We start from the raw sequence: 17,067 nt of genomic DNA on the forward strand, positions 1-17,067 counted from the left end.
CCCTTTCCCGACCCAGAAACGGAGAACCCGTGTCCTACGACTACGACGTCGGCATCATCGGCGGCGGCCCGGCCGGCTCCACGGCGGCTTCCTACCTGGCCAAGGCCGGCCTCAAGGTGGCCGTCTTCGAGGGGGAGACGTTCCCCCGCGAGCACGTCGGCGAGTCCCTCGTCCCCGCGGTCATCCCGGTGATGCACGACATCGGCGTCATCGGCAAGGTCGAAGCCGCCGGGTTCCCCCGCAAGTACGGGGCCGCGTGGACCTCTTCCGACACCCGCCCGACCAGCACCCTGGACTTCGACGCCGGCTCGCACGGCCTCGGCGTGGCGGAGATCGCCTACGAGGAGCGCGACCAGGACGGCGTCGACCGCGTCTACGCCTGGCACGTCGACCGCGGCCAGTTCGACTCGCTGCTGCTCAAGCACGCCGAAGAGCTCGGTGCCAAGGTCTACCAGGGCGTCCGGGTCAACCGCGTCGACTTCACCGACCGCGACCGGCCGGTGCTGCAGGCCAAGATCGGCGACCAGCCCCTGGAAGTCGCGGTCCGCTGCGTGCTCGACGCGTCCGGCCGGCAGACCCTGCTGGGTCAGCAGCTCAAGGTCAAGGTGCCGGACAAGGTCTTCAACCAGTACGCCGTGCACACGTGGTTCGAGGGCCTGGACCGCGCGTCGCTGGCGCGCCGTCCCGAGGACGCCGACTACATCCACGTGCACTTCCTGCCGCAGGAGAACACCTGGGTCTGGCAGATCCCGATCACCGAGACCATCACCTCGATCGGCGTCGTGACCCAGAAGGAGAAGTTCAAGGAGCACAAGGACGACCTCGAGGGCTTCTTCTGGAACTCCGTCGGCACCCGGCCGGAGATGCTGGACGCGCTGAAGCAGGCGCAGCGCGTGCGGAAGTTCAAGACCGAGGGCGACTACAGCTACGGCATGAAGCAGATCGCCGGCGACTCGCTGGTGCTCATCGGCGACGCCGCCCGGTTCGTCGACCCGATCTTCTCCAGCGGCGTGAGCGTCGCGATGAACAGCGCGCGCCTGGCGGCCAAGGACGTCATCGCCGCGCACCAGGCCGGCGACTTCCGCCGCGAGCGGTTCGACAACTACGTGAACACGCTCCGCAAGGGCGTCAACATCTGGTACGACTTCATCTCGATGTACTACCGGCTGAACGTGCTGTTCACCGCGTTCATCGACGACGACCGCTACCGCAAGGACGTCATCCAGATGCTCCAGGGCGACGTCTACGACGCCGAGGAGCCGGCGGCGCTGACCGCGATGAAGGAGTACGTCGCCGCCGTCGAGGCCGACCCCACGCACCTGTGGCACGGGCACCTCGGCAGCCTCAAGGCCTCTTCTTCCGCGTTGGCCCTGTTCTAGGCACGTCCCGGTCGTGAGTGAGAAACAGGGTTAGAACACTGTTTCTCACTCACGACCGCTTTGTCCGGCAGCGTGATCGGAGAGGCCAGTCATGTCATCGCTCGACGAGCGCACCACCGGCACCGCCGAGCCGGCGGCCCCGCCGGGCCGGCGCCGGACCTGGGTCTCCTACCTGGCCATGGTGGTCGTCCCGGTCGTGGTCGCGTTCTTCCTGCTGCGCTCCAGCCCGGACGGCGGCGCGACGGCGACCGGGCACTCCGGCGGCGGGCCCGACCCGGTGGCCAAGCTGCTGTTCGCCCTGCCGGTGATCTTCCTGGCCTGCCGGCTGCTTTCGGCGGCCGCGCGGCGGCTGGCGCAGCCGACGGTGATCGGCGAGATCTTCGCCGGCATCCTGCTCGGGCCGTCGTTCCTCGGCTGGGTGTGGCCGGCGGCCTACCACTGGATCTTCCCCGACTCACTGGCCCCGACGATCAACACGCTCGCCCAGATCGGCCTGGTCATCTTCATGTTCCTGGTCGGCTACGAGCTCGACGTCGAGCTGGTCCGCCGCCGCAGCAAGGCCGCGGTGCTGGTGAGCCACGTCAGCGTCGCGATCCCGTTCCTGTCCGGGGTGCTGCTCGCGTTCGCGCTGCACCCCACGCTCGGCGACGGTGTCGACCGGCTGCCGTTCTCGCTGTTCCTCGCGATTTCGATGAGCATCACGGCGTTCCCCGTGCTGGCCAGGATCATCACCGACCGCGGGATGACGAAGCTGCCGATCGCCGCGCTGGCGCTGAGCTGCGCCGCGGTCGACGACATCACCGCGTGGTGCCTGCTCGCGCTCGTCGTCGCCATCGCCAGTGCCGGTTCCCTGGCCGCGACGGGCTTGACGATCGGGCTCACGATCGCGTTCTTCGCGCTGATGCTGTTCGTCGTGCGTCCGTTGCTGCGCCGGCTGTTCGCGCCGACCGAGCACGGCCAGAAGGCGCTGCCGACGACGGCGGTGGTGTCCGTGCTGCTGGCCGGGCTGCTGCTGTCCGCGCTGGCCACCAACGCCATCGGCATCCACCCGATCTTCGGCGCCTTCCTCTTCGGCGCCGTGACGCCGCGCGGGTCGCTGCCGATCCGCCAGGCCACCGAGCAGATGCACGCGCTGACCGTGACACTGCTGCTGCCGCTGTTCTTCGTCTACACCGGACTCCGCACGAAGTTCGACCTCATCGGCACGGACCCGACGCTGTGGCTGTGGTGCGCGCTGATCGTCGTCGTGGCGATGCTGGGCAAGTGGGGCGGCAGCTTGGCCGCCGCGCGGTTGTCCGGGATCGGCAGGCGGGACGCGTGGTCGCTGGGCGCGCTGATGAACTGCCGGGGGCTGACCGAGCTGGCGGTGCTCAACATCGGGCTCGACCTCAAGGTGATCAGCCCGACGATGTTCGCGATGCTCGTGGTCATGACGCTGGTGACCACGGTGGCCACCTCACCCGCGCTCACGCTGATCGAGCGTTACAAGCGCCGCCGCGTTCCCGCCGCGTAGGAGCGGTCATGAGCGACATCACCTTCCTGCCCTACCCGGCCTACGGCCACATGACGCCGGCGCTGCCGGTGGTCGCCGAGCTCGTCCGCCGCGGTCACCGGGTCACCTGCTTCACCTCCGGTGAGTTCGCCGACCGCGTCGCCGCGACCGGCGCCCGTGCCGAGGACTACGGCTGCGACCTGTCCACGGCCCAGCCGGACATCACGAACGCCGACGAGGCCGCGCGGGCGCCGCTGGACCTGCTGGAACAGAGCATGGCCGTGCTGCCCGCCGTGGAGCGTCTGTCCACACCGGACTTGCTCGTCTACGACACGACGCTGTGGGCGCCCGGCCGGCTGCTGGCTCGGAAAGCGCGGTTGCCGACCGTGCAGCTGTCGGCCACGGCCGCGTCGAACGAGCACTTCTCGCTCACCAAGGAGAACCAGACCTTCGGCGAGCCGGTCGACCCGGCGCACCCGGCGATCGCCCGGTTCGTCACGCGCCTCGGCGAGTACCTGGCCGAGCACGGTCTCGGGACGCTGACGCTGGAGGAGTTCTTCACCGGCGGCGACGAATTCACGCTGGTGTTCCTGCCGCGGGCGTTCCAGCCGGCCGGGCCGACGTTCGACGAACGGTTCGCCTTCGTCGGCCCCTCGGTCGGCGAGCCCGCCGGCGCGTGGACGCCGCCCGCCGACGGACGACCGGTCGTGCTGATCACGTTGGGCACGACGGTCAACGACCGCCCGGAGTTCTTCCGGACCTGCGCCGAGGCGTTCGCGGATGTGCCGTGGCAAGTGGTGCTCACCCTCGGGAAGCGGGTCGATCCGGCCACGCTCGGGCCACTTCCGTCCAATGTGGAGGCTCATCGCTGGGTGGCGCACCCGGACGTCCTCCCGCACTGCTCGGTGTTCCTCTGCCAGGGCGGGATGGGCAGCCTGATGGAGGCGCTGTACTTCGGCGTCCCCGTGATCGCCGTGCCGCACCACCCGGAGCAGCACATCAACGCCCGGCAGATCCGGCGGCTCGGCCTGGGGGTGTCGCTCGACAAGGAAACGGTGACCGCCGCAGAAATCCGGGACGCGGTGCTCGCCGTCGACCGCGACGACGCCGTGCGCCGGCGCGTCGACCTGATGCGGCGCGAGGTGCACGCCGCGGGCGGGGCGGTCCGCGCCGCCGCCGAAATCGAGGCGCGGGTCGCGCCCGTGCCCGGAGGGAGCCGGAAGTGACCGAGCCGTTTTCGCTGCCCGTCAAGCGCAGCTGCCCGTTCGACCCGCCCGACGAATACCGGACGCTGCCGGGGGTCAGCCCGCTCGCGTTCGACGCCAGTCCCGGGCCGGCCACGGGCTGGCTGGTGACCAAGCTGTCGGACGTCCGCGCGGTGCTGTCGGACGCCCGGTTCAGCCACCGCAACGATCTCGTCGCGCTCGCCGTGCCGCCGCCGTTCCCGATGGACACCTACGAGCCGGAGCCGGCCGCGCCCGGCGCGTTCCCGAAGATGGACGGCGCCGACCACGCGCGGTACCGCAAGCTGATCGCGAAGTACTTCACCGTGCGGCGCACCCGCGAGCTGGTCCCGGCCGCCGAGCGGATCGCCGGCGAGCTGCTCGACGCGATGGCGTCGCACGGCACGGAAGCCGAGCTGGTCACCGCGTACGCCGAGCCGCTGGCCACCCGGCTCATGTGCGAGCTGGTCGGCGTCCCCGAGTCCGATCGCGAAGAACTGCTGCACCACCTGAACGTCGTGGCCCGCATGCGGTACTCCCTGGAGGAGCTGATCGCCGCGATCACGGTCGTCGGCGGCACCCTGGAGCGGCTCGTCGACGCGGCCTTCGACGACCCGGGCGAGGACATGCTCGGCGAACTGGCGAGCACCGGCGAACTCGACCGGCCCGAGCTGGTCAACCTCGCGTGGGCGCTCGTCGGCGGTGGCTTCGACACGACGACGAACATGCTGGCGCTGGGCACTTTCGCGCTGTTCGAGCACCGGTCGCAGCTGGCGCGGGTCCAGGCCGAGCCGGAGCTGTGGCCCAACGCCGTCGAGGAACTGCTGCGCTACCTGACGGTCTCGCACCTGGGCGCGAGCCGGGCGGCGCTGGCGGACGTCGAACTGGGGGAGCACGTGATCCGCGAAGGCGAGACGGTGGTCGTCGCGCTGCCGGCGGCCAACCGCGACCCCGAGCGCTTCCCGGACCCCGACCGGCTCGACGTCGGCCGCGTGACCCAGGGCCACGTCGCGTTCGGCCACGGCGTGCACCAGTGCATCGGCCAGCACCTGGCCCGGTTCACCATGCAGGTGGGCTTTCGAGCGCTGTTCGAACGGTTCCCCGATCTCCGGCTGTCCGTCCCGGCGGATCAGGTGCCGCTGCGCGACGACATGCTCCACTACGGGGTTCACGCTCTTCCCGTCACCTGGGCGCACCGAGTCCTTTAGGCACCGCACTAGACCTCATCTGTCCGTCGTGGACAGCGTTGCCGCGCCTGTGTTGCCGTGGACGTCGAGCAGCGTCACAGGAAGGAAGCCGCCCGCCGATGGAGCGTGAGATGACGGGTTTTGCGAGCACTCCGGGCGAGCCGGTCGCCGTGGTCGGGCTGTCCTGCCGCCTCCCGGGCGCGGACGGCCCCGAAGCGTTCTGGCAGCTGCTGAGCGACGGCCGCAGCGCGATCACCGAAGTCCCCGCCGACCGGTGGGACGCCGAGGAAACCGGCGTCCGGCACGGCGGGTTCCTCGACGCGGTCGACCGCTTCGACGCCGCGTTCTTCGGCATCTCGCCGCGCGAAGCCGCCGCGATGGACCCGCAGCAGCGGCTGGTCCTGGAACTGGCGTGGGAAGCCCTGGAGCACGCCGGAATCGTGCCCGCGAGCCTCGGCGGGAGCGCCGCCGGCGTGTTCGTCGGCGCGATGTGGGACGACTACGCCGCACTCGTCCACGCGAGCGACCCCGGGTCGATCGGCCACCACACCATCACCGGCGTCCACCGCAGCCTGCTCGGCAACCGCGTCTCCCACCTCCTCGGTGCCCACGGCCCGAGCTTCACCGTCGACTCCGGACAGTCGTCCTCGCTCGTCGCCGTCCACCTGGCGGTGCAGAGCCTGCGCCGCGGCGAGTGCCCGGTCGCACTGGCGGGCGGGGTCAACCTGATCTTCGCGCCGGACAACGCGGTCACGACGGCGCGCTTCGGCGGGCTGTCCCCGGACGGGCAGTGCTTCACCTTCGACGCCCGGGCCAACGGGTTCGTCCGCGGCGAGGGCGGCGGGCTCGTCGTCCTCAAACTGCTGTCGCAGGCCCAAGCCGACGGCGACGAAATCCTCTGCGTCATCCGCGGCACGGCGGTGAACAACGACGGCGCCGGCGACGGCCTGACCGTCCCGGACGCCGACGCCCAGGCCGCCGCGGTCCGCGGTGCCCACGCCGACGCCGGCATCGAGCCGTCCGCCGTCGGGTACGTCGAGCTGCACGGCACCGGCACCAAGGTCGGCGACCCGATCGAAGCGGCCGCGCTGGGCCGGGTCTTCGCCGCCGGCCGCACCGAGCCGCTGCCGGTCGGGTCGGTCAAGACGAACATCGGCCACCTGGAGGGCGCGGCGGGGATCGCCGGGCTGCTCAAGGCCGTCCTCGCGGTCCGCCACGCCACGCTGCCCGCGAGCCTCAACTTCACGACGCCGAACCCGGCCATCCCCCTGGACGAACTGAACTTGCGCGTGGTGGCCGAGCCGGCGGGCTGGGCCGGGCGCCGGATCGCCGGCGTCAGCTCGTTCGGCATGGGCGGGACGAACGCCCACGTCGTCCTCGAAGCGGCCGAACCCGCCGCACCCCGTGAGGTGACGGACACCCCGGCGCCCTGGCTGCTGTCGGCCCGCACCGCCTCGGCCCTGCGTGCGCAGGCCTGCCGTCTGCTGTCGCGTGTGGACGAGCACCCGGAACTGTCCCCTGTGGACATCGGCTGGACGCTGGCGAGCCACCGCACGGCGTTCGAGCACCGCGCGGTCGTCGACAGCCGAGACGGCCTGCGCGCGGTCGCGGACGGACTGGGCGTCACGCAAGGTGTCGCGGCCACGGGCGACGACCGTGTGGTCTTCGTCTTCCCCGGCCAGGGTGGCCAGTGGGCCGGGATGGCCGCCGAGCTGCTCGACGCGTCGCCGGTGTTCGCCGCCCGGCTGGCCGAATGCGCCGCCGCGCTCGCCCCGCACCTCGACTGGGACGTCGTCGACGTCCTGCGCCACGGAACCCCGTCGCTCGAGCGCACCGACGTGCTGCAGCCGGTGTTCTGGTCGGTCGCGGTGTCCCTGGCCGCCGAGTGGCGGGCGCGCGGGGTCGAGCCCGCGGCGGTGCTCGGGCACAGCCAGGGCGAGCTGGCGGCCGCCGTCGTCGCGGACGCGCTGTCGCTGGAGGACGCGGCGCGCATCGTCGCGCTGCGAGCCAAGCTCCTGGCCGAACGCATGGCAGGCAACGGCGGCATGCTGTCGGTCGACCTGCCGGTCGCGGAGGTGACCGAGCTGCTGGCGGCGTACGAGGGCCGGCTGTCGGTCGGCGCGGTCAACGGCCCCGCGACCACGGCGGTGTCCGGCGACCTCGACGCCCTCGAAGAACTGCAGGCCGAGCTGACCACCCGCGAGGTGCGCTCACGCCGGATCGCGATCGCCTACGCCTCACACTCCGCGCAGGCCGAACCGCTGAAGGACGAGCTGCTGCGGCTGATCGCCGGCATCCGGCCCCGCGCCTCGGCGATCCCGTTCTACTCCTCGACCGCGGGCGGCAGGCTCGACACCGAACGGCTCGACGCGGACCACTGGTTCGCCAACCTGCGGCAGCCGGTCCTGTTCGACCCGGCGGTCCGCGCGGCGCTGGACGCCGGGCTGAGTGTGTTCGCCGAGGTCAGCCCCCACCCGGTGCTGGTCGGCGGCATAGTGGCGACGGCGGCCGACCGCGACCACCCGGCCGCGGCGGTCGGCACGCTCCGCCGCGGCGAAGGCGGCCCGGCCCGCTTCGCGAGATCGGTCGCCGAGCTGTGGACCCGCGGCGGCGCCGTCAAGTGGACGTTCCCCGGCGGGCAACGCGTCGACCTGCCGACGTACGCGTTCCAGCGTGAGCGCTTCTGGCTCGACACCACCGAAACTGTCGGTACCCCCCGATACACTGGAGACCGGGGGGCGGAGGCCCGCCCGGAGGCAAGTTCACACCCGACGCAGGACCTCCTCGAGACGGTCCGCGCCCACACCGCGCTGGTCCTCGGCCACCCCGGCCCGGACGCGATCGACCCCGCGGCGACGTTCAAGGACCTCGGCTTCGACTCGATCATCGGCGTAGAGCTGTGCGAGCGCCTCTCCACCGCAACGGGCCGGAAAGTCCCCGCCACCGCGGTGTTCGACCACCCGACCCCGGCCCGGCTCGCCGCGATGCTGACCGGCGCCACCCACACCGACCAAGCCCACCCCACCCGCGCCGAGGAGCCGATCGCCATCGTCGCCATGAGCTGCCGCTACCCCGGCGGCGTGCGCTCGGCCGACGACCTCTGGGACCTCGTCAAGGACGGCCGCGACGTGATCGGCGGCTTCCCCACCGACCGCGGCTGGGACCTCGACACGCTCTACGACGCCAACCCGGACAAGGCAGGGACGTCCTACGCACGCCACGGCGGTTTCCTCACCGACATTGCCGGGTTCGACGCGGACTTCTTCGGCATCTCGCCGCGCGAAGCCCTCGCGATGGACCCGCAGCAGCGGCTGCTCCTGGAGACCGCGTGGGAGGCGTTCGAGCACGCGGGCATCGACCCGGCGTCCCTGAAGGGCAGCCGCACCGGCGTCTACGTCGGCGCGACGAACTCCGAGTACGGCCCGCGCCTGTCCGAAGGCGGCGAAGGCGGCCACCTGCTCACGGGCACCACCGGCAGCGTCGCGTCGGGCCGGCTCGCGTACGTCCTCGGCCTCGAAGGCCCCGCGCTGACGGTCGACACCGCGTGCTCGTCGTCGCTGGTCGCGCTGCACCTCGCTGTCCGCGCGCTGCTGGCGGGGGAGTGCACGCTCGCGATCGCCGGTGGCGCCGCCGTGATGGCCAGCCCGGGGATGCTCGTCGAGTTCAGCCGCCAACGCGGCCTCTCCCGCGACGGCCGCTGCCGCGCGTTCTCGGCCGACGCCGACGGCACGGGCTGGGCCGAAGGCGCCGGTGTCGTGGTCGTCGAACGGCTGTCCGACGCGCGCCGCCACGGTCACCCGGTGCTCGCCGTCGTGCGCGGCACGGCGGTCAACTCCGACGGCGCGTCCAACGGCCTGACCGCCCCGAACGGCCCGTCCCAGCAACGCGTGATCCGCGCCGCACTCGCCGACGCCGGGCTCACACCGTCCGAAGTGGACGTCGTCGAGGCGCACGGCACCGGCACCCCGCTGGGCGACCCGATCGAGGCCCAGGCGCTCATCGCCACCTACGGCCAGGACCGCGAACGCCCGCTGCTGCTCGGCTCGCTGAAGTCGAACCTGGGGCACACCCAGGCCGCCGCGGGCATCGGCGGCGTGATCAAGGTGGTGCAGGCACTGCGCCACGGCGTCGTGCCGCGGACCCTGCACGCCGACGAGCCGAGCTCCCGCATCGACTGGTCCGCGGGCGCGGTGACCCTGGCCGCGACGGAGCAGCCGTGGCCGGAAACCAGTGCACCTCGCCGGGCCGGCGTGTCCTCGTTCGGCATCAGCGGTACCAACGCGCACGTCATCGTCGAGCAGGTCCCCGAGCCCACCTCTGAAATGTCCGAAGTGGACTCCCTGGGCGTATGGGTGCTGTCCGGCAGGTCCGAAAGTGCGCTGGCCGACCGAGCCTCGGCGTTGGCGGAGACCGAGCACGGTGTCGCCGACGTCGGCTGGTCCCTGGCGGCGACGCGGACCGCGTTCGAGCGCCGGGCCGCGGTGGTCGGCGAACGCGCGGAGCTGCTGGCCGGCCTGCGCGAGATCGCCGCCGGGACCCCGGGCCCGTCCGTGGTCACCGGCGTCACCGGTCTCGTCGGCCGCACGGTCTTCGTGTTCCCCGGCCAGGGTGCGCAGTGGGCCGGGATGACCGCCGAGCTGCTCGACGAGTCACCGGTTTTCGCCGCGCGGTTCGCCGAGTGCGAGACGGCCTTGTCGTCCTTTGTGGACTTCTCTTTGCGCGACGGGGACCTGGACCGCGTCGACGTCGTGCAGCCGCTGTCGTGGGCGGTGATGGTGTCGCTGGCCGCGCTCTGGCAGTCGTACGGCGTCACGCCGGACGCGGTGGTGGGTCACTCCCAGGGCGAGATCGCGGCGGCTGTCGTCGCAGGTGGACTGTCTCTTGAGGACGGCGCCCGGGTGGTCGCCCTGCGCAGCAAGGCGATCGCGGCCGGCTTGGCCGGGAAGGGCGGCATGGCGTCGATCGCGGCCGACGCCGAGCGGGTCGAAGCCCTCCTCGACGATCACATCTCGATCGCGGCGTTCAACAGCCCGTCGTCGACGGTCGTGGCCGGCGAGCCCGCCGCGCTGCAGGAACTGGTCGCCCGCTGCGAAAGCGAGGGCATCCGCGCCCGGCTGATCCCGGTGGACTACGCGTCGCACTCGGCGCACGTCGAAGCGATCGAAGCCGAACTGCGCGAGGTACTGGCCCCGATCCGGCCGCGCACCGGGAAAATCCCGTTCTACTCGACCGTCACCGCCGAGCCGGTCGACACCGCGACCCTCGACGCCGGCTACTGGTACCGCAACCTGCGGCAGCCGGTGCTCTTCCACGAAACCGCCGACGTGCTCGCCGATCGTGGGCACCGGTTCTTCGTCGAGGTCAGCCCGCACCCGGTGCTCGGCGGCGCGCTCCAGGACACCCTCGACGCGGCCGTCGTCGGGACGTTGCGCCGGAACGAGGGCGGCCTCCGTCGGTTCCTCCTGTCGGCCGCCCAGCTGTGGGCGCACGGCCACGACGTCGACTGGTCGGCCCTCTACCCGCACCGGCGCACGGTGAGCCTGCCCACGTACCCGTTCCAGCGGCAGCGTTTCTGGCTCGAACCGGCGACCAAGCCGGACGGCGACAGCGAGTTCTGGACCGCGCTCGACGAGGACGCTTTCGGCCTCGCCGACGATACGCCGTGGCGCGACGCACGCCAGGCGTTGACCCGCTGGCGGCGCCAGTCCGATCTGGACAGCTGGCGCCACCGCATCGCCTGGCGCGCCTTGCCCGAGCCGCCCGCGAGTCCGCTCACCGGCACCTGGCTCGTCGTCACGCCCACACCCGGCGTCCTCGACGGACTGAACGCCGACCTCGTCGAGGTGTCCGGCGCCGGCGACCGCGCGACCCTCGCCGAGCGGCTGGCCGGACTGACCCCCGACGGCGTCCTCCTGCCCGCGCTCGACGACGACCCGATCAGCGCCGTCACCCGCGCGACCGTCCTGGTCCAGGCCCTCGGCGACGCAGGCATCGACGCACCCCTGTGGTGCCTGACCAGCGGCGCGGTCGCCCCGCTCGACACCGACCCGGCACCGAACCCGGCGCAGGCCGCGGTCTGGGGCTTCGGCCGGGTCGCCGCGCTGGAGCACTCCGGCCGCTGGGGCGGGCTCGTCGACCTGCCCGAGACGTGGGACGCGGACGCCCTCACGCGCTTGGCCGCCGTGCTGTCCGGCGACGAAGACCAGGTCGCCGTCCGGCCGTCCGGGGTCTTCGCCCGCCGCCTGGTCCCGGCCGTGCGGAAGGGGCCGGCCAGGACTTGGGAGACCCGAGGTACGGCTCTCGTCACCGGCGGCACCGGTGCGCTGGGCCGGCACCTCGCCCGCTGGCTCGTCACGCACGGGGTGGAGCACGTCGTCTTGACCGGCCGCCGCGGCGCCGACACGCCCGGCGTGGCCGAACTGCGGGCCGAGCTGGGCACCCGGATCAGCGTCGTGGCCTGCGACGTCGCCGACGCCGACGCCGTCCGCGCCCTGGTGGATGGCATCGACGACCTCCGCACGGTCGTCCACGCGGCCGGCGTCGGGACGCTCGCCGCGATCGCGGACACCGACCCCGACGCGATCGCCGACGTCCTGCGGGCCAAGGTCCTCGGTGCCCGCCACCTCGACGCGGTGCTCGGCGACCGCGAGCTGGACGCGTTCGTGCTGTTCTCCTCGATCTCCGGGGTCTGGGGCGTCGCCGACCACGCCGCCTACGCCGCGTCGAACGCCTACCTCGACGCCTTCGCCGAACGCCGCCGCGCGCTCGGCCGGACCGCGCTGTCGGTGGCCTGGGGCCCGTGGGCCGGCGGCGGCATGATCGCCGAAAGCCTGCACGACGTCCTCGCCCGCCGCGGCGTCCCGGTCATCGAGCCCGAGCCCGCCCTCGCCGGCCTGGGGCAGGCGCTGGACCACGACGACACGTTCGTCGCGCTGGCCGAGATCGACTGGCCGGTGTTCGCCGAGGTCTTCACCGCCGTCCGCCCGAGCCCGCTGCTCGCCGAGCGACCCGAAGCGCGAGCTGACGAAGAAACCCCGGACGCGTCCGGCTGGCTCGCGGCCCATTCCGGGCCGGAGCGCGAGAAGCTGGTGTCCACTGTGGTCCGCCGGCAGGTCGCGGCCGCGCTCGGGCATTCCAGCCCGGAAGCTGTCGACGTCCGGCGGGCGTTCAAGGACCTCGGCTTCGACTCGCTCACCGCCGTCGAGCTGCGCAACCGCCTCACCGCGGCGACCGGGCTGAAGCTGCCCAGCACGCTGGTGTTCGACCACCCCACGGTCGCGAAACTGACCGAGTACCTCCTGGCCGAAGTGACACCCGAGTCCACAGTAGACACGAAGCCGGTTGCGGACAACGACCCGATCGCGATCGTCGCGATGGGCTGCCGCTTCCCCGGCGGCGTCACCTCGCCCGAAGAGCTGTGGACGCTGCTGACCGACGGCGTCGACGCGATCTCCGGCCTGCCCGCCGACCGCGGCTGGGACCTCGGCTCGCTCTACGACGCCGACGCGAGCCGGCCGGGCACCACCTACGCCCGCCACGGCGGGTTCCTCGACGGCGCCACCGCGTTCGACCCGGCGTTCTTCGGCATTTCACCGCGAGAAGCCCTGGCCATGGACCCGCAGCAGCGGCTGCTCCTGGAGGTCTGCTGGGAGGTGATCGAGCGCGCCGGGATCGACCCGGCGACGCTGGCCGGCACCCCGGCCGGCGTGTTCGTCGGCCTGACCGACCAGGCCTACGGCTCGGGCGGCGGCGAAGGCGAGGACTACCTGGTCACCGGCGCGGTGTCCAGCGTCGCCTCCGGCCGGATCGCCTACGTCCTCGGCCTCGAGGGCCCGGCCGTCACCGTCGACACGGCGTGCTCGTCGTCGCTGGTCGCCCTGCACCTCGCGGCGCAGTCGCTGCGCGCGGGGGAGTGCTCGATGGCGCTGGCCGGCGCGTCGATGGTGATGTCGACGCCGAGCCAGTTCCTCGGCTTCAGCCGCCAGCGCGGGCTCGCCCCCGACGGCCGGTGCAAGCCGTTCTCCGCCGCCGCCGACGGGTTCTCCCTCGCCGAGGGCGTCGGCGTGCTGCTGGTCGAGCGGCTGTCCGACGCGCAACGCCACGGGCACCCGGTGCTCGCGGTGCTGCGCGGGTCGGCGATCAACTCCGACGGCGCGTCGAACGGCCTGACCGCTCCGAACGGCGGCTCCCAGCAGCGGGTCATCCGCGCCGCGCTGGCCGGTGCCGGCCTGCGACCGTCCGAAGTGGACGTCGTCGAAGCGCACGGGACCGGCACACCGCTGGGCGACCCGATCGAGGCGCAGGCGCTGATCGCCGCCTACGGACCCGACCGCGACCGGCCCCTGCTCGTGGGATCGCTGAAGGCGAACCTCGGGCACACCCAGACCGCGTCCGGCGTCGCCGGCGTGATCAAGGTGGTCGAGGCGATGCGCCACGGCGTCCTGCCGCGGACCCTGCACCTCGACGAGCCGACCGCGGAAGTGGACTGGTCGGCCGGGGTGGTCGAGCTGACGGCCGAGGACCGGGCGTGGCCGGAGACCGGCGCCCCGCGCCGAGCGGGCGTGTCGGCGTTCGGCATCAGCGGCACCAACGCGCACGTGATCCTGGAACAGGCCCCCGAAGTGTCCCCTGTGGACACACTGCCGGACACCGTGGGCACGTGGATCCTGTCCGGCCGTTCGGAAAAAGCTGTGCGCGAGCAGGCGGCGGCGCTGGCGGAGACCGGGCACGGCGTCGCCGAGGTCGGCTGGTCGCTGGTCGGCACGCGGTCGGCGTTCGAGTACCGGGCCGCGGTCGTCGGCGACCGGGACGAACTCGTGGCCGGGCTGCGCGAGCTGGCCGCCGGCGGCCCCGTCACCACCGGCACCGCCGGTGAGACCGTGTTCGTCTTCCCCGGCCAAGGCGCCCAGTGGGCGGGCATGGCGGTCGGCTTGCTCGCCGAATCGCCCGTGTTCGCCGCGCGAATCGCGGAGTGCGCGGCCGCCCTGGACCCGTACGTCGACTGGTCGCTGACCGACGTCCTCAGTGACGCGGAAGCCTTGGAACGCGTTGACATCGTGCAACCGGCGTCGTGGGCGGTGATGGTGTCCCTCGCGGCGCTCTGGCGGGCGCACGGGGTCGAGCCCGACGCGGTCGTCGGACACTCCCAAGGCGAAATCGCCGCCGCGGTGGTCGCCGGTGGACTGTCCCTCGAGGACGGTGCCCGGGTGGTCGCCCTGCGCAGCAAAGCGATCGCGGCCGGGCTCGCCGGGCGCGGCGGGATGGCGTGGATCGCCGCCCCGGAAGCCGAAATCGCCCCGCTACTGGCACCGTACGACGGCCGGATCTCCCTCGCCGCGGTCAACGGGCCGGGCTCGGTCGTCGTCTCCGGCGAAGCCGAAGCCATCGACGCACTGCTCGCCGACGCCGGTGACCTGCGGGTCCGCCGGATCCCGGTCGACTACGCCTCCCACTCGGCCGCGGTCGAGTCGATCGAGGCCGAGCTGCGCGAAGTCCTCGCGCCGGTCCGCCCGCGGACGTCGACGATGACGTACCTCTCCGGTGTCACCGGCCGGCCGATCGACACCGCGACCCTCGACGCCGCTTACTGGTACCGCAACCTGCGTCAGCCCGTCCGGTTCCACGACGCCACGAAGACACTTATCGAGACTGGCCACCGGTTCTTCGTCGAGGTCAGCCCGCACCCGGTGCTCGGCGCCGGCATCGAGGAGACTCTCGACGAGACCGGAGAGAGCGCCGCCGTCGTGGGCACCCTGCGCCGCAACGCGGGCGACCTCCGGCGGTTCCTGACCTCCCTGGCCCAGCTGTGGGCACACGGTCACGACGTCGACTGGTCGGTCCTCTATCCGGTGAAGCGTACAGTCCCGTTGCCGACCTATCCGTTCCAGCGGCAGCGGTTCTGGCTCGAACCGCGGTCCGCGGCACCGATCGTCCGGTCCGAAGTGGACGCGCTGCGCTACGACGTCCGGTGGAGCCCCGTGTTGACCCCGCGTACCACCACGCTCGACGCGGGTTGGCTTGCCGTGGTCCCCGCCGGGTTGGACGCGCGAGACCTGCTCGGTCCGGACGTCCGCGTGCTCGACGTGTCCACGGAGGACCGCTCGGAGCTGGCGCTCCTGCTGGCTGCCGAAGCGCCACCCACCGGCGTGGTCTCCCTGCTGGCGCTCGACGAAGACCCGCATCCCGAACACCCGGTGCTCACCGCCGGGCTTGCCGCCAACGTCCTGCTCACCCAGGCGCTGGCCGACGCCGGCATCGCCGCCCCGCTGTGGTTCGCCACCCGCGGCGCGGTTTCGGTCGACGCCGCCGAGCCCCTGACCAGCCCGGCCCAGGCGATGGCGTGGGGTCTCGGCGGCATCCTCGGGCTCGACCAGCCCGACCGCTGGGGCGGCCTCGTCGACCTGCCGCCCGTCACCGACGCCACGACCGCCGGCCGGCTCGCGGCCGTCCTCACCGGCCACGACGGCGAGGACCAGGTCGCCCTGCGGCCGTCCGGAGTATTCGCCCGGCGGCTGGCCCGCGCGGCGGCGTCCCCGCCCGTCCGCTGGCGCCCACACGGCACCGCGCTGGTCACCGGCGGCACCGGCGCGCTCGGCGGGCAGGTCGCCCGCTGGCTGGCGGCGAACGGCGTCGAGCACCTGGTGCTCGTCTCCCGCCGGGGCGAGCACGCGCCGGGGGCCGCGGAGCTGTCCGCGCTCGGGGTCGAGGTGACCGTCGCCGCCTGCGACGTCTCGGACCGCGGCGCCCTGCGCGAACTCCTGAACGAGCTGCCGCCGATCAACGCCGTGGTCCACACGGCGGGCGCGGTCGACGTCGAACGGCCGATCACCGCGGTCACCCTGGCCGACTTCGCGCACCTGGCCGAGGCGAAGGTCCAGGGCGCGCGGAACCTCGACGAGCTGTGCGGCGACCTGGACGCGTTCGTCCTGTTCTCCTCCGGCGCCGGCGTCTGGGGCAACGCGGGCCAGGCGGGCTACGCCGCCGCGAACGCGTACCTGGACGCCCTCGCGCACCAGCGGCGCGACCGTGGCCTGCCCGCGACGTCGATCGCCTGGGGTGCCTGGGCGGGTGGCGGCATGGTCGACGAGGCCGTCGGAGCTCAGCTGGAACGGCGTGGGGTGCCGATGATGCGGCCGGAACTGGCGGTCACCGCGATCCGGCCGTCGGTCGACACCGGCAGCCCGACGAGCGTCGTCGCCGACATCGACTGGCCGAAGTTCGCCCCGCTCTACACCGCGGCGCGGCCGCGTCCGCTGCTGCGCGAACTGCCCGAAGCGCACGTCGAGTCCCCTGTGGACAGTGAAGCCGGACTGGCGAAGCGGCTGCGGACGGTGTCGGAGAACGAACGCGAGCGGGTCGTGCTCGACCTGGTCCGCGCCGAGGTCGCCACGGTGCTCGGGTTCGCGAGCCGGGACGCCGTCCGGCCCGCGCAGACGCTGAAGGAGCTCGGGTTCGACTCCCTGACCGCGCTCGACCTGCGCAACCGGCTCGGCGCGGCGACCGGCCTCAAGCTGCCCGCCACGCTGGTCTTCGACTACCCGACCCCGGCGGCCGTGGCGAAGCACCTGCTCGCCGGGCTCGTCGTCGAAGACACCGTCACCGGCGAACTGGACCGGATCGAGGCCGAACTGGCGGCCCTCCCGCCCGAGCTGGTCACCGCGCGGCTGCGGAAGCTGCTGTGGAAATGGGACGACACCGGCGGCGAAGGCGACGAAGACCTCGAACTCGACACGGCGACCGACGACGAGATGTTCGCGGCGATCGACCGAGAACTCGGAATCTCTTGA

The 17,067-nt window shown here is 72.8% G+C and carries 5 protein-coding genes; all 5 read left to right on the forward strand.

The annotated features are described in order from the left end of the window. The first annotated feature begins 29 nt into the window (after positions 1-29). The gene (locus ACIQWX_RS27240; protein ID WP_400876815.1) at positions 30-1,379 is read left to right on the forward strand and encodes an NAD(P)/FAD-dependent oxidoreductase; all 1,350 of its coding nucleotides are present in this window, start codon (positions 30-32) and stop codon (positions 1,377-1,379) included. Between the two features lie 91 nt (positions 1,380-1,470). Beyond that, a complete protein-coding gene (locus ACIQWX_RS27245) occupies positions 1,471-2,892 on the forward strand; it encodes a cation:proton antiporter (RefSeq protein ID WP_400876818.1) in 1,422 nt (473 codons plus the stop codon). 8 nt (positions 2,893-2,900) lie between these two features. Further along, positions 2,901-4,097, forward strand: a complete 1,197-nt coding sequence (locus ACIQWX_RS27250; RefSeq protein ID WP_400876821.1) for a macrolide family glycosyltransferase — start codon at positions 2,901-2,903, stop codon at positions 4,095-4,097. Beyond that, complete coding sequence (locus tag ACIQWX_RS27255) at positions 4,094-5,302, forward strand: cytochrome P450 (RefSeq protein ID WP_400876824.1); 1,209 nt, start codon at positions 4,094-4,096, stop codon at positions 5,300-5,302. The genes ACIQWX_RS27250 and ACIQWX_RS27255 overlap by 4 nt, the downstream gene beginning before the upstream one ends. Positions 5,303-5,412: 110 nt before the next feature. Beyond that, positions 5,413-17,067: a type I polyketide synthase gene (locus ACIQWX_RS27260; protein ID WP_400876827.1), complete on the forward strand. Its 11,655-nt coding sequence runs from the start codon at positions 5,413-5,415 to the stop codon at positions 17,065-17,067.

The sequence above is a fragment of the Amycolatopsis sp. NPDC098790 genome, assembly GCF_044759945.1.
Classification (GTDB): Bacteria; Actinomycetota; Actinomycetes; order Mycobacteriales; family Pseudonocardiaceae; genus Amycolatopsis.